We start from the raw sequence: 20,009 nt of genomic DNA, 5'->3' as shown, positions 1-20,009 counted from the left end.
CTGGCGGGTGCTTATCAGCTATCTTCTGCCAGGTCTGGCCGTCTTTCTCCAAACTTGCTGTATTTTTGTGGTTTATTAAATCATGACTGCAAGCATCCGCGATATCGCCTATAAATTAAGACAGGGACAATTGATTGCCCTGGCCGATGAAACCGGCTGGTCAATTGTGGCCGATCCGGTCAACGACCTGGCTGTTGAACAATTGCTGACGTTACAAACAGCGATGCCTCCTGGTTTGCAGCCAGTTGTTGTTATTCAGAACGCCGATCAACTGGGTTTATACGTGGCGAAACTCCCCGACGTAGCCTACGATCTGGTCGATTTTACTGAGATTCCGTTGACGGTCATTTACGAACAGGGTAAGAATCTGTCAACCGTTTTCTGGCAGTCGCGGGTAAACGCGACACCCGGTGCGGAGAGTCAAACAACGGGCGAAATAGCCGTCCGGCGAACGCTGAATGACTCAATTCAACGGTTGATCGGGAGTTTCGGCCGTGGATTGCTGGCCATTCCATTAGAGTCATTAAACTTGCCGCCCGCGGCCGAATTGCTTATTACTGATCGGTTTGGTTCGCTGCCGGGTATGCCTAAACGACCACGTATCGTGCGATTGGCGGTTAACGGGGAAATTAATTTTATTCGAAAATAAGTGGTCAGGTACGGAGTGGTGTGCCTAGTAAGCAGCACTTTTGATCAATGACACCAGGTAGTACATGAATTTTAGCGAGACGTTAAATAAGAATCCAGTTTTCGATACGATTGCTCAGCAGGCCGATGCGCTTGGTGTGCAAACGTATGTCATTGGCGGATTTGTGCGGGATTTGATTTTAGGGCGTCCATCGAAAGATATTGATATAGTCTGTATTGGCAGTGGTATCGGGCTGGCCGAAGCCGTTGGAAAATCGTTGCGAACAAACGTATCGGTGTTCCCCAGCTTTGGTACGGCAATGCTTAAATCTGTCCAGGCCGGGGAAGAGTGGGAGGTTGAATTTGTGGGTGCTCGGAGAGAATCTTATCGGAGTGATTCGCGCAAGCCGATCGTGGAAGATGGAACGCTTGAAGATGATCAAAACCGGCGGGATTTTACAATTAACGCCATGGGTATACGCCTGAATCACAAGGCGGGCAAATCGGCGGTATACGGCGATCTAATCGATCCGTTCGATGGCTTGAAAGATATAAAGCGCAAAATTATCCGAACGCCACTCAATCCCGATATTACGTTTTCTGACGACCCGCTTCGAATGATGCGGGCCATTCGATTTGCCTCGCAGTTAGGTTTTGATATTGAGCCGGATACCTTCGATGCCATCGTTCGGATGAACGAGCGGATCACCATCGTTTCGCGGGAGCGGGTTACCGATGAACTGAACAAGATCATTTTGTCGCCCACGCCCTCTTATGGATTTAAGTTGCTCTACCATGCAGGTCTGCTGGAACGGATTTTCCCGGAATTAATAGCGCTGAAGGGCGTGGAAACCATCGAAGGGAAGGGACATAAAGATAATTTCTACCATACCCTGCAGGTCCTGGATAATATTGCCCATCGCAGCGAACCCAACCGCTACGAAGGGGAAACCGAAAATGAACTCTGGCTCCGCTGGGCGGCCTTGCTGCACGACATTGCAAAACCCGCCACCAAGCGGTTTGACCAAAAGGTGGGCTGGACGTTTCACGGTCACGAAGACATGGGTGCCCGTTGGGTGCCCGGAATTTTTCGTACTATGAAATTGCCGCTCAACGAGCATATGCGCTTTGTGCAGCGACTTGTGCGACTACACCTGCGACCCATTGCCCTGACAAAAGAGCAGATTACCGATTCGGCCCTTCGTCGTTTGCTGGTCGATGCCGGGGAGGACCTGGAGGGATTAATGGCACTTTGCCGGGCGGATATCACATCGAAAAATTATGAACGTGTGCAAAAACACCTGCGTAATTTTGACCGGGTCGAACGCAAACTACAGGATCTTGAGGAGCGGGATAAACTTCGAAGCTTTCAACCTGTTATAACGGGCGAATTAATTATGGAAACCTTTGGATTGCCTCCCTCGAAAGAAGTGGGCGAACTAAAAACGGTTCTTCGTGAAGCTATTCTTGATGGGTTGGTCACCAATACCTTCGAGGCCGCCTACCCGTTTTTACTGGAAGAAGGTCGCAAACGTGGATTAATGGCTAAAACAATGCTGAAGGGGAATGAATGATTTGATCGATAGTCGTTCTCGTTCAGCACAAAGCGGCTCATGCCTGTATCATCTATAACGAATCACTTTAGGAAATAACCATATGGAGAATAATACGAATTTTCGGCGCTTTTTTGGCGCATCGCTCACTATCCTGGGAGTAGTTGTCGTTCTGTTTGCTTTAGTGGCCTTTCTGTCAGAGGGGAAAGCCGTTCTGGGTCTTCATGTATCCAAAGCCGAATCGGCTGCTCCCTTTATCGTTGGTATGATTTTCCTGATCACAGGCATCAATCTGGTTCGGGAATCGTAGAAAGGGCGAAGTGATGTAGGATGTACTTCTTATCTCAGGGGTATGAGTTTTGAAATACATCATACATCATTTTGACGGTTTAGCGCTCAGGAGCCATTCGTAGGTGTTGATAGGCTGGGGGAGTCCGTTGGGCTTGATCTGTAGGTACATCAGGTGTAAATGCGTTGGGGAACGGGTTTTATAGGCATTAAAGCCCGACCGGCCCATCTCGCCGAGCTTCTGACCGGCTTTTACCCACTGGCCCGGTTTTACATCAACCTGATTGTTGTGTGCATAATAAAACAGGCCATGGAGCATAGGGTCGTACACCCAGATCCAGTTGCCTCCCCGGTATTCGGAGCCGGGCTTCCAGCCCGTCTCAATACCTAAAACAAGTCCCTGGCTCATCGCCAGAATATCGACGGGTTTGCCGGTTCGATCATCTATGGTATCCTGATTTCGATCGGTAATGAAGATGTCCTGTGCGGGGTGGCTCCCCCGAACATTATAATCAAATAAGTCGAAACCATTGCCCCTATATCCTTCTCCGTGCGTGCCGCCAATAGCGCTGGTTGAGTAACCCCGAATGGGGAAATTGAAATACATGCCGGTTCTTTGCAAACTGTCACGCTGAATAGAGTCCTGTCTGAAGGACTCTAAGCTATGAAACCGAGACTGCAGATCGTGCATGATACCGCTGAAATGTAAACGGGCTGAATCAGGTGTTATACTCTGTTCCCGAATTTGGGTGTATAAGGTCTGAAATTGCTGACAATAGGTGTAAAGGGTAGGCTCATCTGCGTTAGCGATAATCACCTGAGACGAAGCGGCATTTAAACCGCCAATCAATAATGCTCCCAGAATGCCAGCTACCCTCATGAACAATGTTACATCAATTCTCACCACTGCTTGTATGCGATTAGTGGGGTAAAAATACACAAAGTAGGGCGACACATTCATAGAAAGTCAGACGGGAATTTTATTTTGACGCTGACAATTCCATATTTTTTTACCTATCTATAGCCAATCACAAAGCAGATTGGAAAAAAATGAGATTGTAAAGAATAGAAATCGAAAGAATTAATTTGTCTAAAAAGTATACTTACATATTCAGAATAATATTTCCTTATTGCTCATTTTGGTTATATTGAGTTTACTAAAAATTTGTAATATTAACTAAAAAATCTTTTTAATATATTAATTGTGAATGATTTTATATATATTGCGAAAATTACATACGATCATTGATAAAGTAGAAGGTATGCCTGTTTATGCTGGCAAAAAAAATATTTTCAAGTAGTACAAGAAATTTTAGAAATACATTTGGAAATAAAAATTATTGTGCCGTCCTTCGCCTAAATTTAAAATAGCAATGCAAACAGGAACTGTAAAATTCTTTAATGAAACCAAAGGGTTTGGTTTTATTAAACCCGATGACGGTGGCGAAGACATTTTTGTACACGCTTCCGGTCTCATCGACCAAATCCGTGAGAACGACAAAGTTAAATTCAATGTCGAACGCGGTAAAAAAGGCTTAAACGCCGTAAACGTCGAAATGGCTTAATCGTAAGATATACCAAGACAACCGTTGTAAAAAACATGCCAATTGGCATGTTTTTTTTTGCCCTGTCGGTTCTGGAAGCCATTTTTGCAGCCCTGCTGTTAGCAAGAGACCAACCTCTGTTGGGAGTACGCCGAATGGAAACTCGACTCAGCTTACAGTAGCCGGTCTATTTTATTCCTGGTATGTCCCAAACTATTGAACAACGTATTGCTACACGACTCGGCTTAAACCTGCGGTCAGTTACAGCTACTATAGAATTACTCAACGGCGGAGCTACCGTTCCCTTTATCGCTCGTTATCGTAAAGAAGCGACCGCGTCGGCAAATGGTACGCCCCTGGATGAGGTCGAAATCGGACAGGTCAGAGAGACGTATCAAAAAATCCTTGATCTCGACAAGCGCCGGGAAACAATTCTTAAATCCATTGAAGAACAGGGGAAACTAACTCCTGAACTGCGTCGTAAAATCGAAGCTACCGATTCCCTGACGGATCTTGAAGATCTTTATCTACCGTATCGTCAGAAACGAAAGACCCGGGCTACCATTGCTATTGAGCGCGGGCTTGAACCCATTGCCAATGTGATTATGGCCCAGCGTGAAGCCAGCCTGGACCGGATTGCGCAACGGTATCTTTCCGATGCCGTTCCAACCACTTCCGATGCCTTGCAGGGCGCTCGTGATATACTGGCTGAGCGGATCAGCGAAGATGCCGACGCCCGTCAGCGTATTCGGAATCTGTTTGAGCGGGAGGCCATTATTCGGGCTGTGGTCAAAAAGGGTAAGGACGTGGAAGGTGTGAAGTTTCGCGACTATTTTGATTTTGCCGAGCCGCTCCGTCGCGTACCTTCCCACCGCTTGCTGGCACTGCGACGTGGTGAAACAGAAGGGTTTTTAGCGGTTAGCATTGGACCTGATGAAGAAGCCGCTATGGAACGGCTCGAACGTCAGTTCGTTGCCGAACGATCCGGCACGCCCGCTTGTCGTGAGCAGTTGACGCTGGCCATTCGTGATGGCTACAAACGATTACTGAAGCCTTCTCTGGAAACCGAGTTTGCTAATATGGCAAAAGAAAAAGCCGATGCTGAAGCCATTCGGATCTTTGCCGATAATTTGCGCCAACTGCTGCTCAGTCCGCCTTTGGGTCAGAAGCGGGTTATGGCTATTGATCCAGGTTATCGAACGGGCTGTAAAACGGTATGCCTGGATGCGCAGGGTAATTTGTTGACCGAAACTGTTCTGTACTTGTCTCACTCAGAAGCCCAGCGTCAGCAGGCTGTTGCCACAGTTCAGAAACTAGTTAAGCAGTATGCCATTGATGCTATTGCCATTGGTAACGGTACTGCCGGGCGCGAAACGGAAGAATTTGTTCAGACGCTGAATCTGGACAAACCCATTTTCATGGTGAGTGAACAGGGGGCGTCGATCTACTCTGCTTCGGAAGTAGCCCGTGAAGAATTTCCCGATCGCGATGTAACGGTTCGGGGGGCTGTCAGCATTGGTCGTCGATTGATGGACCCGCTGGCGGAGTTGGTGAAAATAGACCCGAAATCCATTGGTGTAGGTCAGTACCAGCACGATGTTGATCAGTCGGACCTGAAAACGAGTCTTGATACCGTAGTAGAAAGTTGTGTGAATCAGGTAGGTGTATCGCTGAACACCGCCAGTGCGTATCTGTTACGATATGTATCTGGTTTGGGACCGCAGTTAGCCGGAAATATTGTTGCTTACCGGGCCGAGAATGGCGCGTTTACCTCTCGGGATCAGCTCAAAAAAGTCCCTCGCCTGGGGCCAAAGGCATTTGAGCAGTGTGCGGGATTTCTTCGTATTGAAGACGCTAAGAATCCGTTGGATAACAGTGCGGTTCACCCGGAACGTTATGCACTTGTTGAACGTATGGCTGCCGACGTTGGGAGTAAGGTCGATGATTTGGTCCGTCGTCCAGAACTGCGGCAACAAATAAAAATTGAAAAATACGTTACCAGTGCTGTTGGTTTGCCAACGCTGAAGGATATTCTGGCCGAGTTAGCTAAACCCGGGCGCGACCCCCGTGAGCAACTTTCCGTATTTGAATACGATGCCCGTGTGCGCACCGTTGATGATTTACACGAAGGTATGCTGCTGGCGGGTGTGGTAACCAATATCACGGCATTTGGCGCCTTTGTCGATATTGGCGTAAAGCAGGATGGATTGGTTCACGTTTCTCAATTAGCCAATCACTTTGTGTCTGATCCGAAAACAGTTGTCAAAGTATACCAGAAAGTAAAAGTTAAGGTGCTTGAGGTGGATAAGGCCCGAAAACGGATTGCATTAACTATGAAAATTTAATAGGTTGCAATACCCTATCTGGCCTAACGTTTAAATTTAGCTTGTATTGACTTAACCCAACCTTGTATGCAACAACGCTGGTCTCGGGATTTTATTCGTCCCGTACTGCTAGGTGCCTGCCTGCTCTCGCTGCTTTCATCCTGTACTGCACTCCGATCGTCGGGGCCATCGGTGAGCCGCCGTCCCACATCATCGGGCTCCGTTGCCCATCGTTCACCGGCCGGCAAACCGTCGGCCCGTCCAGCCGCTGTTCCGTCTAAGCCAACCGGTAAGGTTGTTGATACCCGAACGTACGAAAATCGCTATGTACCCGAGGTGGTTAAAATTGCCCGAACGTACACAGGAACGCCGTATCGTTCGGGGGGCAATACAACCAGTGGGATTGACTGCTCAGGACTGGTGTATGCGGTTTTTAACACAGTTGGGCTGAAAATGCCACGTATCTCGTGGCAGCAGTCTGAAGTAGGCCATGAAGTGGAGGTTGCTGAGATTTTACCGGGCGATTTAATTTTCTTCGTTCCTGACAAAGGCCAGGCGGGATACGTATCGCATACAGGCATTGTTACCGAAGTGAACGGTGAGCAGAATATTCGATTTATCCACGCATCGTCATCACGGGGTGTACGGGAAGATAATTTGTACGGAGATTATTTTAAAGGACGATTTGTAAAGGCCCTTCGTCCGTTTTAAGGAATATTCATACGAAACGAAAAAGCCGCTGTTGTAGCGGCTTTTTCGTTTCGTAAAAAAAGTTGTTTCAAACAGCAGGCTGTGCGTTGCTGATAAGCTCTTCCCAGTGCGTTCTATCCTTCTTTTTTAATTTCATTTCCAGGCTTAGTGCTTCATTCCGAGTATCAAATGACTGCGTAAAGCGTACTTCCCAGGGTTTACCATTGGCCGTAACCGGGTTTGTCTTGGCATTATGCTGCCACAACGTTATTTTCAGGTCTTTGGTCTGCCCAATAAAATACTGATCCGTACTAGGGCTATAGATGATATATACTGTATGCATGGGGTGTCTGGAGTATTATCAAAACTACGCAATTGGTAATAGAAAACCAATATTGTCTGAAGAAGCGTGGGCTCTGGTCGTTCTAATCGAAAAAAAAGAAGTTTATGTTTGTGGTAAGATTATTTTTTCCTCATATTTGCACCCACAAAACGCTGCCAACGGTGTTTATGGGGGATTAGCTCAGCTGGCTAGAGCGCTTCCATGGCATGGAAGAGGTCATCGGTTCGACTCCGATATTCTCCACTGGTCAACAAAAAAACCACTCCATCAGGGTGGTTTTTTTGTTGACCAGTGGCTATAAAAAGAACTCCGGTACTCACATCGAATACCGGAGTTCTTTTTATAGCCACTGCCGACTATCTAATCCTGAATCATCTCGGCATCGGCCAGAATGTAGTTCAGCTCGTAAATATTGTCTGCATTTAATTTTAAGGTACCCCGGAATGTACGACGTTCATCGGTTTTAAATTTCTTATCCGATTTTTTAAATTTCAGGGATACTACTGATTCGGGCCCGGCGCCACCGCAGAAGAAGCAGGCACTATAGGGAAAAGCCGACAAAACATATATATTTGATTCCAGGTCTACCGGTAAAACATAGCCCGTCAGATCTACTACTTTACCATTCAGTTTCTGAATTCCCTGCCCAAATGTTGGATAGAGCATATAAACCGATTCTTCGGCATACCATTTCTTTTTGAACGTAACATCGCGCAGAACTTCCCATGATAATTTCACGGGCTCAGCAACAGTTGAGGTTGATCCCCCTGGTTTAACGCGGTTTACGGGTGGCAGGGCCGGACGAAAAGCCGGGGCTGCGAGCGATACAAATAATAAGGCGATCAGTAGTCGGGCCATGTTGATGTAGGTCTTAACAAAAGGTTGCAATGGTAAAACTACGAAAAATATTACTTTTAATAACTCACTCTAGCATCGACCACGCTACCCGTGTCTGACACTCTGACTAACAACACAAAAGATGGCTCGGTAATTCCCGTTCGGTTTACCCGACTCTACATGAGTTTACTCATCATTCTTGCCCTTTTACTAACAGTGGGGCAGGTCGTAACTCAATGGCGGCTTCGGGCAGTTCAGGATGAACTGTGGGTTATTCGCTACGCAGCGCTGCAGCGCCACCAGAGCCAGCAAATCGTTAAAGAAGTATTACAGATCGCTGACCCCAGTGAACAGGAAAAGTTTTCGGAGAACGTTGCTGCCCTAAGACAGGTATTTCCCGTTTTCGAACGGTATCATATACAGGTACGTCAAGGAAATGCCGATGAACCGAGAGTATCGATGCAAAATTCCGATACTGTTCAGCGATTGTATGAAGGCATACGTCCCGAGTTTGAAGCCTTCCGAAAAAGTGCGCATCGCCTGATGAAGTTACAGGATTTTGATGCCGTCAAACAAACCGATGTCCAAGCCAGTATTAAATTGCTGCTGGCTAACGAAAAGCCATTTCTCGAAGAAATGGATAGGATCGTTCGGGAATACAATGGTGAATTAAGGGCCAAGTTGAGTACGTTGCAGTCAATAGAATTGTACCTGTATATATTCACTGTATCAGTACTAGCCGTCATTGGTTTATTGATCTTCCGTCCGGCTGCTCAAAAGCTCAAGCAGACCTTTGCCCAGCTTGTCGAAGCGGAAAGCCAGACAACTGCAGCGAACAAAAAACTTCTTAACGCCAACCGGACATTAAAAGAAACCCGCCAGAAGTTATTCGAAGCGACCAAACTCCAGTACCAGCAGGAAATTGATGAGCAGAAGTTACGGACATCTTATCTAATAGCCGGACAGGAAGAAGAACGCAAGCGTTTGTCGAGAGAACTACACGATGGCCTCGGGCAAATGCTTACAGCTATAAAACTACAGATCGAGGGACTGGAAGCCAGCCTCGCCAGAGCGGCAGCCTCCGAACAGAATAGTTCGCCACCCCATGCCAAAAATTTGAAGACATTAAAAAGTCTCGTTACGCAGACCATCCAGGAAACGCGAACAATTTCGAACAACTTGATGCCAAGTGTGTTGAGTGATTTTGGTATTATACCGGCTATTAAAATGATCGCTGAGCAGGACCGAAGCGAAGCGTTTGATGTTACGTTTGAAACGAATTTTACATCTGATATGCCTCGTTTAAACAAAAACGTTGAAATCATGCTGTACAGAGTGACCCAGGAAGCGGTTAGTAATGCCATTAAACACGCTAAGCCATCGCATATTCATATTGAATTGAACGACCGCGGCACTACGCTGCAGTTGCTGGTAAGCGATGACGGACAAGGATTTCAAATGCCTAAAAAGAAACAGGAGAATGGTTCGTTAAAACAAATGACAGAAATAAACGACGATACACCCCATTCTTTAGAACTACGACCGCCTTCTCAAGGTTTACAAAATATGCAGGAACGAACAAAATTGCTCAACGGCAAATTTAAACTTCAATCTGCGATCGGTAAAGGCACTAAAATCCAAATTAGTATACCCTATAAAACGCAGTTTGCCTCTCATGACACCTACTAGATTGATGCTTGTGGACGACCATTCTATCGTTCGCGATGGCATTCGACTTTTGCTCGAACAAGCCGATGGCCTGGAAATTATTGACGAAGCCAATGATGGGGAAGAAGCCCTCGATAAATTAAAGGTACTTCAACCTGACCCAAGTCATCTGCCCGATTTGATTTTGATGGATATCTCGCTGCCTGGCATGTCTGGCATTCAGACTACGCAGGTAATTAGCCGTCTTTATAAAAACGTGCGCGTGCTGATGCTATCCATGCACAATAATGAAGACTATATCTTACGGTCGGTAGAAGCCGGGGCTTATGGTTATATTCTGAAGGATTCATCATCTGAAGAAATGATCAAGGCCATTCGGACAATTGCCTCAGGTGAAAAGTACTATAGCTCTCCGGTAGCCTCCATTATTTTGAGTGGCTATATGCAACAGCTTAAGAAAGGCGATCGGCACGGCCGGGCAGAAAGACAATCCAAGCTTTCCAATAAAGAAAAAGAGATTCTTCAATTTCTGGTCGATGGCATGAGTAGCCGTGAAATCGCGGAAAAGCTTCAACTCAGTGTTCGTACCGTCGATAATCACCGGGCCAATATGATGCGTCGGCTTCAGGTGCGAAATGCCGCTGAATTGGTGCGTATGGCCGTAGAGGATAAGCTGATCTAGATATTATTACCTACATCTAAAATTGTGAACCTGAAAATTGTTTTTTAGGTTTGCTTGCTAAACCGGCTAAACGCCGGTTTTCCATTCCGTTAATACTATATTAACAAGATAGAATAAGTGAACTGATAAACCATCTACCACTATGTCACTTCGTTTAGGCGATATTGCTCCTGATTTTGAGGCCGATACCACCCAGGGCCACATCCACTTTCATGAATGGTTAGGTACTTCATGGGGAATGCTGTTCTCGCATCCTGCTGATTTTACCCCTGTATGCACAACCGAGTTAGGTAGAACGGCTTTGTTGAAAGATGAATTCGGCAAACGTAACGTAAAAGTCATTGCAGTATCCGTTGATGATCTGGAGTCGCATAATCGCTGGACACCGGATATTAAGGATGTAACTGGCTCGGAAGTGAACTTCCCGATTATTGCCGATGCCGATCGGACAGTCGCAACGCTCTATGATATGATTCATCCGAACGCCAGCGAAAAAACAACGGTACGTTCGGTGTTCGTTATCGGGCCTGATAAGAAAATCAAGTTGACCCTTACCTACCCAGCCTCTACCGGACGTAATTTTAATGAGCTGATCCGGGTCATTGACTCGCTGCAACTAACCGCTGATTATCAGGTGGCAACTCCTGCCGACTGGCAAAACGGGGACGACGTAATCGTGACACCCGCTGTAACAAATGACCAGTTGGAGGCTAAATTTCCCAAGGGCGTGACTTTCGTTAAGCCTTACTTGCGGACTACCCCCCAGCCAAATAAATAAGTACAAACGGTGTCTGCCAGGTTATAATTGACTTTCATTAGCCTACTGTAACCCAGCAGACACCGTCTATGTTTTTGAGAGGACCGTATGCCAACAATTCCTTGTTTAATGACGCGGACGCAAACCTTCTGATTCTTCGCTGAGTTAAGTGTTCTAGTAAAAACTAAAAAACTTAACGTTATGTCAAAGAATAAAAATAATAACCCAGAGCATACAGAAGGGCCGGTTGCAACAGCCATTGAAGAGCAGACCGCCAAACTTCCATCCGATATTTTTCTGTGGGCTGCTTTAGGCTCAATGGGCGTTTCGCTTTATTTACAAACCATGAAGAAGCGCGAACGGAGCTTGTTTGTGGGCCAATGGGCTGCTCCTTTTCTGTTGTTAGGCTTATATAACAAGTTAGTTAAACTGGAAGGGCACGATTAATCTCAGCCAATAAGATTAGCTAAAAAAGCTCCCTGTCTGCGCAGGGAGCTTTTTTGTGTTCGTTATGTTCGGCATGAATGCTGTATTTTTGGTTTCTAATCAACGATATTCATGAAATTTCGCGTTCTGTTTACTCTCATCGTTCGACGATATGGCCTATGGATCGCTGCGTTTCTTATCCTGTTCATTACGTTTTGGGTAGTTCGAACGCGTCGTTCTGACGCACTGGACTGGCAATTCGTGCGTGCGTTTGGTATTCGACTCCCTATGCGGTATGGTATTCACGGCATAGACGTATCCCGGCACAATGACCGAATTAACTGGGCAAAAGTCCGGCAGATGGAGGCAGATGGTGTCCGCTTGCAGTTTGTTTTTATCAAGGCTACGGAAGGAGCAACCCTGGCTGATAAGCATTTTGTGAAAAACTGGCGTGAGGCCAAAAAAACAGCCTTACGGCGAGGAGCTTATCATTTTTATCACCCCACGCGCGATCCGCTCAAACAGGCGAATAATTTTATTCGAACTGTTGACCTGAGTGAGGGAGACTTTGTCCCCGTTGTTGATTTCGAGGTGATAAACGGACAGTCTGATGAGACCATCATAAACGGGCTGCGACTCTGGCTCGAAACCGTTGAAGAGCATTACCACGCCCGTCCAATGATCTATACGAATGGTAACTTATATAAAAAGTATATAAAGGGTAACCTGGATGACTATCCGCTCTGGATTGCTGATTATTCGGCGAAGCACCTGCGCACTTACGAAGCGGATAAATTATACCTCTGGCAGCATAATCAAAGCGGTTTCGTACAGGGCATTCGGGGGCAGGTAGACTTCAATGTCTTTGTTATGGACGAAGACCGAATGAAGGATATTTGTCTATAAGCCCGACAAAAAAACGGGCCTGAGCCCGTTCATATTGTCACTTTTGTTAGCTCAGCCGGTCCTGCCAGCCAATCTTTGGCTTTTTCGGCGAATACTTTCATATGGGGCATGGTGCTGTGTGCCAGCAAACCCGCTTCGTCATCCCAGCGCTCATGCATGATAAACCGGTCGGGGTGTTCTGCGCTTTGATACAGCTCATAGAGTTGACAGGCGGCTTCGGTCCTGACATCCTGAACAAGCTCCGACAGAGCAGCCTTTAAGTGGCTTCCGGCACCGGGTCGGGCAGTAATTGTGGCGAATACTAAAAGTGGCATCGTGTACTGAATTTATAGATATATAAAGGAAAACGTCGACGTTTACTGCTGCCAAATCTCCCATGCTTTTTCTGCCTGTAGTTCCAGCATGCGAAGACCATTATGTGTTTTTGCTCCGTATTGGCGACCAAGCTTCATAAATTTAGTGTCGGCCGGGTTATAAACCAGATCGTACAGTAAATGACGTTCCGTTAACTGATCGTAGGGGAGGTCAGGCGCCTGATTAATGTCTGGATATGTACCAACCGGTGAGCCATTGATGATTAACTCATATTTCCCTAAGTGAATGGGTAATTCATCATAAGAAAGGGTGGATTCGGTCTTAGTCCGCGATACGTGCATATAGGCAATGCCAACATCGGCCAGTGCTACAGTAACGGCTTTGGATGCGCCACCGGTGCCGAGTACCAATGCCTGCATACCTGTATAGGAGCGATCAAGTTGCAGGAGCCAATCAAGTAAGGATTGTTTAAACCCAAAGTAATCGGAGTTATAACCTGTTATTGTCCCATCGGCCTCCAGTTTGATCACATTAACGGCTCCAATCTTCTCGGCTGATGGGTCCAGCCTATCTAAATAAGGGAGAACGGCCTGCTTATGGGGTATGGTAACATTTAAGCCGCGCAGGTCTGGTAAAGCCAGAAGATCTGATAAGGCCGTAATGTCGGGCATCTCAAAAAGATCGTAGCGGCTGTTGGGAATATTTTCGCGGGCAAACTTTTCGGTAAAATAGCGTTGGGAAAACGAATGCGTCAGCGGAAATCCGATTAGACCATAACGGTTCATGTGGGCTGGGATTAAAAACACTATGCCATCGCGTTGAGCAATGGCATAGGCGGTAATAAAAGTAGCGTAAAGAAATTCCTTAACGGGAGCGTTTCTTAATGAATTCAAAAATAATGGGAAGTATCGATAGCCCAACTATTCCGAATACGACAAGCTCAAAGTTCTTTTGAACAATAGGGAAATTGCCAAAAAAGTAGCCAAGTAAGGAGATACTGGTAACCCACAAAATGGCGCCGAAGATGCAAAATTTAATGTATGTGCCATAGCTCATACTGCCAGCGCCTGCCACAAAGGGAGCTATGGTACGTACTATAGGAATAAAGCGGGCTATAATTACGGTGCGCCCGCCATACTTAGCATAGAATTTTTCGGTTTCGGCAATGTATTCCCGTTTGAAGAAAAGGATGCGTTCCCGGGATTTAATTTTGGTCCCCAGAAATTTGCCAACGAAATAATTGACGTTATCGCCCAGTAAGGCGGCAACGATAAGTAAAGGAATGATAACCCATACACTTAATTCGTTCGTGGGGCGGGCCGCCAGGGCGCCGGCTGCAAACAGAAGTGAGTCGCCGGGTAACAGCGGCATGACGATCAATCCTGTTTCGGTAAAAATGATAAGAAACAGAATCGCATACAAGAGGACGCCGTACTCATTAGCCCATAGATCGAGGTAGCGATCAAGGTGCAGTAAAAAATCAAGAAGCGACTTAATCAGGTCCATAAGAACGTAGTGAGGTGATAATCGTACATGAGGTGGAGTGAAATTGCCGCAGCAAAATTGAACTCGTTACACCTTACTATTTGTCTAAAAAGTGTGAAAAAGTGTCACCTCGTAGGCCTAGCCGAATAGTTTCCAGAGGGATGACCTCATGAGGAGCAATGTTGCCAAGATTGACATTGGCACCGAGGAGTTTAACAAACCAGACCTGTTGCTCTTTTTGGGGAGCTTCCCATAAGATGCGCTCGAACGGAACCTGGGTTAGGATCTCTTCCACTAACCCTTGCCGTACCTCGCCACTTGATCTGAACAAACCAACGGTGCCCCCTTCGCGGGCTTCGCCGATCACTTTCCAGGCACCGGCTTCCAGTTCGGCTTTCATTAACTGTATCCACTTATAGGGCGGAATAATCTTAGCTTCGTCTTTTGAGCCTACTTCTGAGAGAACAGTAACCTGAGTGGCAAGCGTACGGATGTATTCGCATTTGTCATCCTGATTCATGTCAATAGATCCATCCGACACTTCGGCATACTTCATCTCGTATCGATCCAGCAGTTTACGATATTCGTCGAACTGGTTGCGGACTACAAAAGCTTCAAACAAGGTTCCACCGAAATAAACAGGGATACCGGCTTCGCGGTAAATATCAAGTTTTTCTTTTAGTCGGGGAGTTACAAAGGACGTGGCCCAACCTAATTTAACAATGTCTGTATGATCGGCAGAGACGGATAAGAAATCCTCTACTTCCCGAAGGCTTAACCCTTTATCCATAACCATTGTCAACCCACTTTGACGAGGTTTCTCGGTACGATCGGGGATCTGCGTAAGCGTATAATTCATGAGGAGTTATTACGTAGGCGTATTAAAAACGCTCAAAAGTAGTATAAGTCTTGAAAAACTCCCAAGAAAGTACATAAATTATAGCACGTTACAGGCTTTTAGCTTAGTTAAATACTATTTTTGTAGGTTATGGATAACAACACAAATTCTCGCCTTGATTTCCTTCGATCTCAAATCGGTCAAAACATGCGTACGAGTATATCACCATTGGGGCGATGGCTGAATGGTATTATTCGATCGGCAGACTATGGCCGTCTGGTAGCTGAGTTTACCGTTAGAGAGGAGATGACCAATCCTGCAGGCGTTTTACACGGTGGCGCTGCTGCCGCTATTTTAGATGATTTGATTGGAGCAATGGTATTTACTTTGGGAAGAGAGAATGCCTATACGTCTGTAAATCTGGCAGTTGATTTTCTTCATTCAGCCCGAAGAGACGATATTGTTACCGCTACTGCCGAACTGGTTCGAGAAGGGAAGAATATTATTCATTGTGAAGGTAAAATCGCAGCTGAAAATGGTAAGATAATTGCTAAGTGTGCTACGAATCTAATTCAAACGAGTGTCAAAATTGGCTGAGAAAAAGCTGTTAACACACTGCCGAAAGTAGAAAGGCAATCTGAAGCGGCTTGTTACAATCCCTGTTCAGGTACGTCTAACCTAATTTAACACTTTACTGACCTGTCTCAGTCACTGAAAGTTTAATAATGAGTTGCAAAAGGGTATATCGACAAATAAAAGTCTTTCCCTATAAACTTAATCATATTAGTCGACTCAGATAAATTTAAAAGCTATAGCTTGAGAAAAATAAGATTAATTGACGAGATAGTATGAAAATCTAGTGGAAATATTTTTTGTTTGACACTGGAAGAAGGAAATATTTTTTTATCACCTCTTTCTTACTATTATTGACAATCAATAAAACCAACAATTAAATTGAACACAATCATCCAGGATTAGTAATGTAATTATTGTAAGCATTACGGTCGCCGTCGTGATGGTGCATGTGAATAATTTCAGGTCGGTTTTTTTGAGATCTTACTATTTTGTAACGGACTTTGAAAAAAAAGTACATCATTGTACTACTTTTTACGATTCAGTCTTAACATTGCATCAGAATAGAGGATTGATGGGTCATTCATTGAATATTTTTCATCGGATGGCCTATGTGGTAGGTCAAACTTAATTGGCCGTATTTAAGGAGAAAGCAGTTTTTGAGTTACAAAAATTTTAACCCTATGTAATCTTAGAAACATTTGTTTAAAAAGTTAATCATTAGGTAGATAGTGTTTTATTTGCCAACTACTTCTGAATCTATGATTGACCGTTCCCTAAATTTCCGTAACCACATTTGGTAGAATATAAGTTTAGTTACAAACATTGCGTCAAATTAACTTAATAAATATGCGAACATTTATCCAACAACACCCCCTGAGGATGCTGGCTGGACTCGTGTTGCTAGGTTTTGCAATACCTTCTATCAGCTTTGCTCAACAAGCTGATACAGTCCGGGTTCAACCCGCTACAGTAAGCCCATCAACAACCGCTCCAAGCGGAAGTTATGTGCGAGAAAAAATCTACCGTTTAGGTAAGGGCGTTTACACAGATACCCTACGGCGAGATGATTTCAAAGCACAAGCGAGTGATGTCGCTGAACTAGATGATTGTGACACGACCTTCCAAACGTTCATTTTAGTACGACGCATGTCGCCTTGGCGAGTTGGTCTATTTGCAGGACCTAACTTTGCGTATTGCGGTACATGGGAAAACACCTTTGGCCCTAACAAGCGGGACAAAACACTTTACAACGGCGCTGGATTTAATATCACTGCCAATATTGATTATTACTTTACCCCGGCCACCCGTCGTTTCCGTTTTGGTGTAGGTACTGCGTTTGGGTATCAAAACTACATCACACGGAACATTTACCGGGATTATCTGTATGGCCTGGCTAATGCCCGTGGGTTTACAAATGACCAGGTAACGATTCGTCAACGTGCCTCGGAAGACATGTTCCTGACGGTGGGACCCGTGATGACAATCACACTGGCTCGCAGCCGTCGTAATCCGGATGCTACCACGTTCATCGAGTTGGGTGCCCGTGGAGGTCTTTTCCGGACAGAAGCAGCAACAATTACTGCTTACACGCCGTCAACGCTTACACTGCCCAACGGTGTACCATCGTTTGTTGATGGTGGTGGACTGATTCGGTCGGTAAACCCAAGTCCCAGCCTCTATCACTTAGGTGCGCTGGGTAACCTGTCGGTGTTCTTCCCATTGCGCAATAACTGGAATATCGGTATTCAGGGACAAGGTTTTATCACACAGTTGAACTACATGATTATCAGTGGTATTGATGATCAGGTATATGAGTTCAAGCGGAAGCATGGTGGCTTTAGCGCTGGTATTGCCCTGCGTAAGGGATTTGTTCAGAAGAAGCTGATTCCAAAAGCTCCTGTTACCTGCCCAACTTGCGAACAGATTCCCGAGTTGAACGTACAGTTTAACGGATCTTCGTTAAAAGGTGCATCGCTTTCTTACATTGACAAAACGAATGCACAACAGGCAGCCTCCATCAACACGAGTGCTACCGCTCCTGTAATTAGCTGGCGCAGTACAACGCCGAATCCAAGAAACGAGACGTTTACCGCTCGTTTGTATTACCGGGCTGACTCAGTAACGGCCGGAGCAACGGCGAACGATCAGGTTATCGCTCAGGTAGAGAATTCAACTGATACGTCGCTTCCTTTCCCTGCTGCATTTTTCTCGGAAGGTCAGGTGGTTCCAGGTTTCTATTACGTTACAGTTCACAACAAGCAGGTTGCTAAATGCGGAACCTGTATGAGTGAGGTCGCTACGACGAGCTTTGCCAGCCTTCGCCAGAAGCCTGAAAATCCTGAGTCTAAATTCAATCATAAGCTGGAGCGTCTGGAGGTTTTCTACCGCACTCCATACACTCGTGAAGTAGCTAATGTGTGTTACTGTAACGGTACGGTTACGTCAGTTGGCGACACAGTTACCCGTCTCCGCTATCGTGGTTTCAACCGTGCTCTTGCAAACAGCACCGTTGAGTTCGATACCAACACAGTTATCCTGAATCTAAACGAACTGCCAGGCGACTTAGCTCAACAGTTACAGGCTGAGAAGGCTAAAATTGAAAGCGGTAATGCGATTCGCTACAAAGGCCGTCGGGTACGTCCGCAGGTTCAGTACTTCCGCGCTGTATTCACTGTTGTTAAAAACCCGATCAACGGTAAGCCTGAAGAGTCTGTGGGTAGCTTCCTGGTAACGATCAGCGACAATAGCTACTCGATCACCGATCTGAAGCCATTAACCGCCGAGCAGAAAGAGAAGTTGTTGAATCCTGCTCCTGTCAGAAAGAGATCAAGACGGTAATTGCAGAACATAGTCAACGCTACTTAAAGTGGCTATAGTAACTAAAAAACCGGGAGCCCATGCTTCCGGTTTTTTAGTTACTATAGCCACTGTTTTTAGTTAAAATATTTTTGTAAAGCATTCTACGAAAAAAATGAGAAGTACTTTATTGATCATTCTATTACAAACGGTCACTTCTATGATTAACGCACAGTCAAAGCTAAAAGAGGAGCGCCTTCCCGTCGTTGAGGCTACTATGCAAACGTATTCTTTACGGTTGAAGCCTGGCCAGGATCTAAAGAAAAGTATTGATTTAGTTGTCAATCAGGAACGAGTTGGAGCGGGGGCCATACTGACTTGTGTAGGTAGCCTGACAGATGTAACGTTAAGGCTGGCGAACCAGGAAGGGCCCACCACCTGGAAGGGACATTATGAAATAGTATCTCTTGTTGGAACAATTTCTGCGCATGGGAGCCATATTCATTTATCCGTGTCTGACTCAACGGGCAAAACGATTGGCGGGCATCTGCTGAATGGATGTATAATATATACGACTGCCGAGTTAGTCATTGGGGTGATGCCGGATATCACCTACACTCGGGAGCCTGATCCAACATTTGGGTATCGTGAACTCGAAATCCGCAAACGGAAAATTAAATAAACAAACAAGCCATCCTATTTAGGATGGCTTGTTTGTTTAGAGGAGTATATGAAAGACTAATTACGTTTACTCATTTCATCGCGGATTTTTGCCGCTCGTTCGTATTCTTCATTACCCAGCGCTTCTTCAAGCATACGCTGCAACTCTTCAGAGGATGCATTTTTCAGTTGATCGCCAAACGATTTTGTCGATGGACGATTGGATGAACGAACGAGCTCTTCCTGCTCTTCGTCTTCATCATTATTATTTGCCGTGATTCCTGCCTCGGAAAGGATGGACTCGTTCGTGTATATGGGCACGTCAAAGCGGATACCGATAGCTATTGCATCCGATGGACGGGCATCAATAACGGATTCCCGAACACCATCAAAGCACACAATTTTGGCGAAGAAAATACCTTCACGCAGATCGGAAATCATGATTTCGCGAACCGTAAATTTAAATTGCTCGGCAAATTGCTTAAATAGATCATGCGTCATTGGCCGGTTCGGCACAATCTTTTCGATTTCAATAGCAATGGCCTGCGCTTCAAACATGCCAATGATGATTGGCAATCGTCGGTTGCCATATTCTTCGCCTAGTACCAACGCAAACGAACCTGATTGCGATTGGCTGGGCGATAGTCCTAGTATTTCCAGCTTAATCTTATCCACGGTGCGAAATTAACAAAAA

22 protein-coding genes and 1 tRNA gene are annotated in these 20,009 nt (G+C 45.7%); 15 read left to right on the top strand and 8 right to left on the bottom strand.

The window, feature by feature from the left end; translation table 11 throughout:
- Positions 1 to 82: 82 nt before the first annotated feature.
- The 3 genes from ACYVK4_RS20765 (at position 83) to ACYVK4_RS20755 (ending at position 2,490) form a co-directional block, all read left to right on the top strand.
- Positions 83 to 649, top strand: a complete 567-nt coding sequence (locus ACYVK4_RS20765; protein WP_461129438.1) for an L-threonylcarbamoyladenylate synthase — start codon at positions 83 to 85, stop codon at positions 647 to 649.
- 64 nt (positions 650 to 713) lie between these two features.
- The gene (locus ACYVK4_RS20760; protein ID WP_461129437.1) at positions 714 to 2,201 is read left to right on the top strand and encodes a CCA tRNA nucleotidyltransferase; all 1,488 of its coding nucleotides are present in this window, start codon (positions 714 to 716) and stop codon (positions 2,199 to 2,201) included.
- An 82-nt stretch (positions 2,202 to 2,283) separates the two neighbouring features.
- Entirely contained in the window at positions 2,284 to 2,490 is a 207-nt protein-coding gene (locus ACYVK4_RS20755) for a hypothetical protein (protein WP_461129436.1), read from the top strand.
- A gap of 66 nt (positions 2,491 to 2,556) precedes the next feature.
- On the opposite strand, the gene ACYVK4_RS20750 is transcribed toward ACYVK4_RS20755, so the two are convergent.
- Complete coding sequence (locus ACYVK4_RS20750; RefSeq protein WP_461129435.1) at positions 2,557 to 3,348, bottom strand: M23 family metallopeptidase; 792 nt, start codon at positions 3,346 to 3,348, stop codon at positions 2,557 to 2,559.
- A 493-nt stretch (positions 3,349 to 3,841) separates the two neighbouring features.
- Here ACYVK4_RS20750 and ACYVK4_RS20745 point away from each other — a divergent pair, with 493 nt between their 5' ends.
- The 3 genes from ACYVK4_RS20745 (at position 3,842) to ACYVK4_RS20735 (ending at position 7,047) form a co-directional block, all read left to right on the top strand.
- The gene (locus ACYVK4_RS20745; protein ID WP_012925283.1) at positions 3,842 to 4,033 is read left to right on the top strand and encodes a cold-shock protein; all 192 of its coding nucleotides are present in this window, start codon (positions 3,842 to 3,844) and stop codon (positions 4,031 to 4,033) included.
- Positions 4,034 to 4,215: 182 nt separating this feature from the next.
- Positions 4,216 to 6,357, top strand: coding sequence for a Tex family protein (locus ACYVK4_RS20740; RefSeq protein WP_461129434.1), 2,142 nt, complete (start codon positions 4,216 to 4,218; stop codon positions 6,355 to 6,357).
- A 66-nt stretch (positions 6,358 to 6,423) separates the two neighbouring features.
- Positions 6,424 to 7,047, top strand: coding sequence for a C40 family peptidase (locus tag ACYVK4_RS20735; protein ID WP_461129433.1), 624 nt, complete (start codon positions 6,424 to 6,426; stop codon positions 7,045 to 7,047).
- Between the two features lie 67 nt (positions 7,048 to 7,114).
- Here ACYVK4_RS20735 and ACYVK4_RS20730 read toward each other — a convergent pair whose 3' ends face one another.
- Positions 7,115 to 7,369, bottom strand: a complete 255-nt coding sequence (locus ACYVK4_RS20730) for a GIY-YIG nuclease family protein (RefSeq protein WP_461129432.1) — start codon at positions 7,367 to 7,369, stop codon at positions 7,115 to 7,117.
- 169 nt (positions 7,370 to 7,538) lie between these two features.
- On the opposite strand from ACYVK4_RS20730, the gene ACYVK4_RS20725 reads away from it, so the two are divergent.
- A tRNA-Ala gene (locus tag ACYVK4_RS20725) sits at positions 7,539 to 7,612 on the top strand.
- Positions 7,613 to 7,729: 117 nt separating this feature from the next.
- On the opposite strand, the gene ACYVK4_RS20720 is transcribed toward ACYVK4_RS20725, so the two are convergent.
- On the bottom strand, positions 7,730 to 8,227 hold the full coding sequence (locus ACYVK4_RS20720; protein ID WP_461129625.1) for a DUF3299 domain-containing protein: 498 nt from the start codon (positions 8,225 to 8,227) through the stop codon (positions 7,730 to 7,732).
- Between the two features lie 90 nt (positions 8,228 to 8,317).
- Between ACYVK4_RS20720 and ACYVK4_RS20715 the strand changes: the two genes are divergently transcribed.
- The 5 genes from ACYVK4_RS20715 (at position 8,318) to ACYVK4_RS20695 (ending at position 12,645) form a co-directional block, all read left to right on the top strand.
- The gene (locus ACYVK4_RS20715; RefSeq protein WP_461129431.1) at positions 8,318 to 9,895 is read left to right on the top strand and encodes a sensor histidine kinase; all 1,578 of its coding nucleotides are present in this window, start codon (positions 8,318 to 8,320) and stop codon (positions 9,893 to 9,895) included.
- Positions 9,896 to 9,899: 4 nt separating this feature from the next.
- Positions 9,900 to 10,556 carry a response regulator transcription factor gene (locus ACYVK4_RS20710; protein WP_461129624.1) on the top strand — a complete coding sequence of 219 codons (657 nt, stop codon included), beginning with the start codon at positions 9,900 to 9,902 and terminating at the stop codon, positions 10,554 to 10,556.
- Positions 10,557 to 10,698: 142 nt separating this feature from the next.
- Positions 10,699 to 11,334: a peroxiredoxin gene (locus tag ACYVK4_RS20705; protein ID WP_461129430.1), complete on the top strand. Its 636-nt coding sequence runs from the start codon at positions 10,699 to 10,701 to the stop codon at positions 11,332 to 11,334.
- 180 nt (positions 11,335 to 11,514) lie between these two features.
- A complete protein-coding gene (locus ACYVK4_RS20700; protein ID WP_461129429.1) occupies positions 11,515 to 11,760 on the top strand; it encodes a hypothetical protein in 246 nt (81 codons plus the stop codon).
- A 111-nt stretch (positions 11,761 to 11,871) separates the two neighbouring features.
- Positions 11,872 to 12,645, top strand: coding sequence for a glycoside hydrolase family 25 protein (locus ACYVK4_RS20695; RefSeq protein WP_461129428.1), 774 nt, complete (start codon positions 11,872 to 11,874; stop codon positions 12,643 to 12,645).
- A 29-nt stretch (positions 12,646 to 12,674) separates the two neighbouring features.
- Here the strand turns inward: ACYVK4_RS20695 and ACYVK4_RS20690 are convergent, their stop codons facing one another.
- The 4 genes from ACYVK4_RS20690 to ACYVK4_RS20675 all read right to left on the bottom strand — a co-directional run bounded on the left by ACYVK4_RS20690 (position 12,675) and on the right by ACYVK4_RS20675 (position 15,304).
- A complete protein-coding gene (locus ACYVK4_RS20690) occupies positions 12,675 to 12,959 on the bottom strand; it encodes a putative quinol monooxygenase (RefSeq protein ID WP_461129427.1) in 285 nt (94 codons plus the stop codon).
- A gap of 42 nt (positions 12,960 to 13,001) precedes the next feature.
- On the bottom strand, positions 13,002 to 13,745 hold the full coding sequence (locus ACYVK4_RS20685; RefSeq protein WP_461129426.1) for a shikimate dehydrogenase family protein: 744 nt from the start codon (positions 13,743 to 13,745) through the stop codon (positions 13,002 to 13,004).
- A 79-nt stretch (positions 13,746 to 13,824) separates the two neighbouring features.
- Positions 13,825 to 14,466: a DedA family protein gene (locus tag ACYVK4_RS20680; RefSeq protein WP_461129425.1), complete on the bottom strand. Its 642-nt coding sequence runs from the start codon at positions 14,464 to 14,466 to the stop codon at positions 13,825 to 13,827.
- Positions 14,467 to 14,542: 76 nt separating this feature from the next.
- On the bottom strand, positions 14,543 to 15,304 hold the full coding sequence (locus tag ACYVK4_RS20675) for a phosphosulfolactate synthase (RefSeq protein ID WP_461129424.1): 762 nt from the start codon (positions 15,302 to 15,304) through the stop codon (positions 14,543 to 14,545).
- 129 nt (positions 15,305 to 15,433) lie between these two features.
- On the opposite strand from ACYVK4_RS20675, the gene ACYVK4_RS20670 reads away from it, so the two are divergent.
- The 3 genes from ACYVK4_RS20670 to ACYVK4_RS20660 all read left to right on the top strand — a co-directional run bounded on the left by ACYVK4_RS20670 (position 15,434) and on the right by ACYVK4_RS20660 (position 19,337).
- Positions 15,434 to 15,880 carry a PaaI family thioesterase gene (locus tag ACYVK4_RS20670; protein ID WP_461129423.1) on the top strand — a complete coding sequence of 149 codons (447 nt, stop codon included), beginning with the start codon at positions 15,434 to 15,436 and terminating at the stop codon, positions 15,878 to 15,880.
- 858 nt (positions 15,881 to 16,738) lie between these two features.
- Complete coding sequence (locus ACYVK4_RS20665; RefSeq protein WP_461129623.1) at positions 16,739 to 18,697, top strand: hypothetical protein; 1,959 nt, start codon at positions 16,739 to 16,741, stop codon at positions 18,695 to 18,697.
- A 178-nt stretch (positions 18,698 to 18,875) separates the two neighbouring features.
- Positions 18,876 to 19,337, top strand: a complete 462-nt coding sequence (locus ACYVK4_RS20660; protein ID WP_461129422.1) for a PPC domain-containing DNA-binding protein — start codon at positions 18,876 to 18,878, stop codon at positions 19,335 to 19,337.
- A 56-nt stretch (positions 19,338 to 19,393) separates the two neighbouring features.
- On the opposite strand, the gene ACYVK4_RS20655 is transcribed toward ACYVK4_RS20660, so the two are convergent.
- The gene (locus tag ACYVK4_RS20655; RefSeq protein ID WP_461129421.1) at positions 19,394 to 19,990 is read right to left on the bottom strand and encodes a bifunctional nuclease family protein; all 597 of its coding nucleotides are present in this window, start codon (positions 19,988 to 19,990) and stop codon (positions 19,394 to 19,396) included.
- Positions 19,991 to 20,009 lie beyond the last annotated feature (19 nt).

It is taken from the genome of Spirosoma aerophilum (assembly GCF_054782495.1).
This window is presented reverse-complemented; position numbering and strand designations above follow the sequence as displayed.

Coding starts and splice junctions, on each gene's coding strand:
- ACYVK4_RS20750 (WP_461129435.1), bottom strand. CDS start 3,348: ATGAGGGTAGCTGGCATTCTGGGAGCATTATTGATTGGCGGTTTAAAT.
- ACYVK4_RS20730 (WP_461129432.1), bottom strand. CDS start 7,369: ATGCATACAGTATATATCATCTATAGCCCTAGTACGGATCAGTATTTT.
- ACYVK4_RS20665 (WP_461129623.1), top strand. CDS start 16,739: ATGCTGGCTGGACTCGTGTTGCTAGGTTTTGCAATACCTTCTATCAGC.
- ACYVK4_RS20690 (WP_461129427.1), bottom strand. CDS start 12,959: ATGCCACTTTTAGTATTCGCCACAATTACTGCCCGACCCGGTGCCGGA.
- ACYVK4_RS20710 (WP_461129624.1), top strand. CDS start 9,900: ATGCTTGTGGACGACCATTCTATCGTTCGCGATGGCATTCGACTTTTG.
- ACYVK4_RS20745 (WP_012925283.1), top strand. CDS start 3,842: ATGCAAACAGGAACTGTAAAATTCTTTAATGAAACCAAAGGGTTTGGT.
- ACYVK4_RS20740 (WP_461129434.1), top strand. CDS start 4,216: ATGTCCCAAACTATTGAACAACGTATTGCTACACGACTCGGCTTAAAC.
- ACYVK4_RS20670 (WP_461129423.1), top strand. CDS start 15,434: ATGGATAACAACACAAATTCTCGCCTTGATTTCCTTCGATCTCAAATC.
- ACYVK4_RS20695 (WP_461129428.1), top strand. CDS start 11,872: ATGAAATTTCGCGTTCTGTTTACTCTCATCGTTCGACGATATGGCCTA.
- ACYVK4_RS20760 (WP_461129437.1), top strand. CDS start 714: ATGAATTTTAGCGAGACGTTAAATAAGAATCCAGTTTTCGATACGATT.
- ACYVK4_RS20685 (WP_461129426.1), bottom strand. CDS start 13,745: ATGAACCGTTATGGTCTAATCGGATTTCCGCTGACGCATTCGTTTTCC.
- ACYVK4_RS20675 (WP_461129424.1), bottom strand. CDS start 15,304: ATGAATTATACGCTTACGCAGATCCCCGATCGTACCGAGAAACCTCGT.
- ACYVK4_RS20660 (WP_461129422.1), top strand. CDS start 18,876: ATGATTAACGCACAGTCAAAGCTAAAAGAGGAGCGCCTTCCCGTCGTT.
- ACYVK4_RS20735 (WP_461129433.1), top strand. CDS start 6,424: ATGCAACAACGCTGGTCTCGGGATTTTATTCGTCCCGTACTGCTAGGT.
- ACYVK4_RS20700 (WP_461129429.1), top strand. CDS start 11,515: ATGTCAAAGAATAAAAATAATAACCCAGAGCATACAGAAGGGCCGGTT.
- ACYVK4_RS20720 (WP_461129625.1), bottom strand. CDS start 8,227: ATGGCCCGACTACTGATCGCCTTATTATTTGTATCGCTCGCAGCCCCG.
- ACYVK4_RS20755 (WP_461129436.1), top strand. CDS start 2,284: ATGGAGAATAATACGAATTTTCGGCGCTTTTTTGGCGCATCGCTCACT.
- ACYVK4_RS20680 (WP_461129425.1), bottom strand. CDS start 14,466: ATGGACCTGATTAAGTCGCTTCTTGATTTTTTACTGCACCTTGATCGC.
- ACYVK4_RS20705 (WP_461129430.1), top strand. CDS start 10,699: ATGTCACTTCGTTTAGGCGATATTGCTCCTGATTTTGAGGCCGATACC.
- ACYVK4_RS20765 (WP_461129438.1), top strand. CDS start 83: ATGACTGCAAGCATCCGCGATATCGCCTATAAATTAAGACAGGGACAA.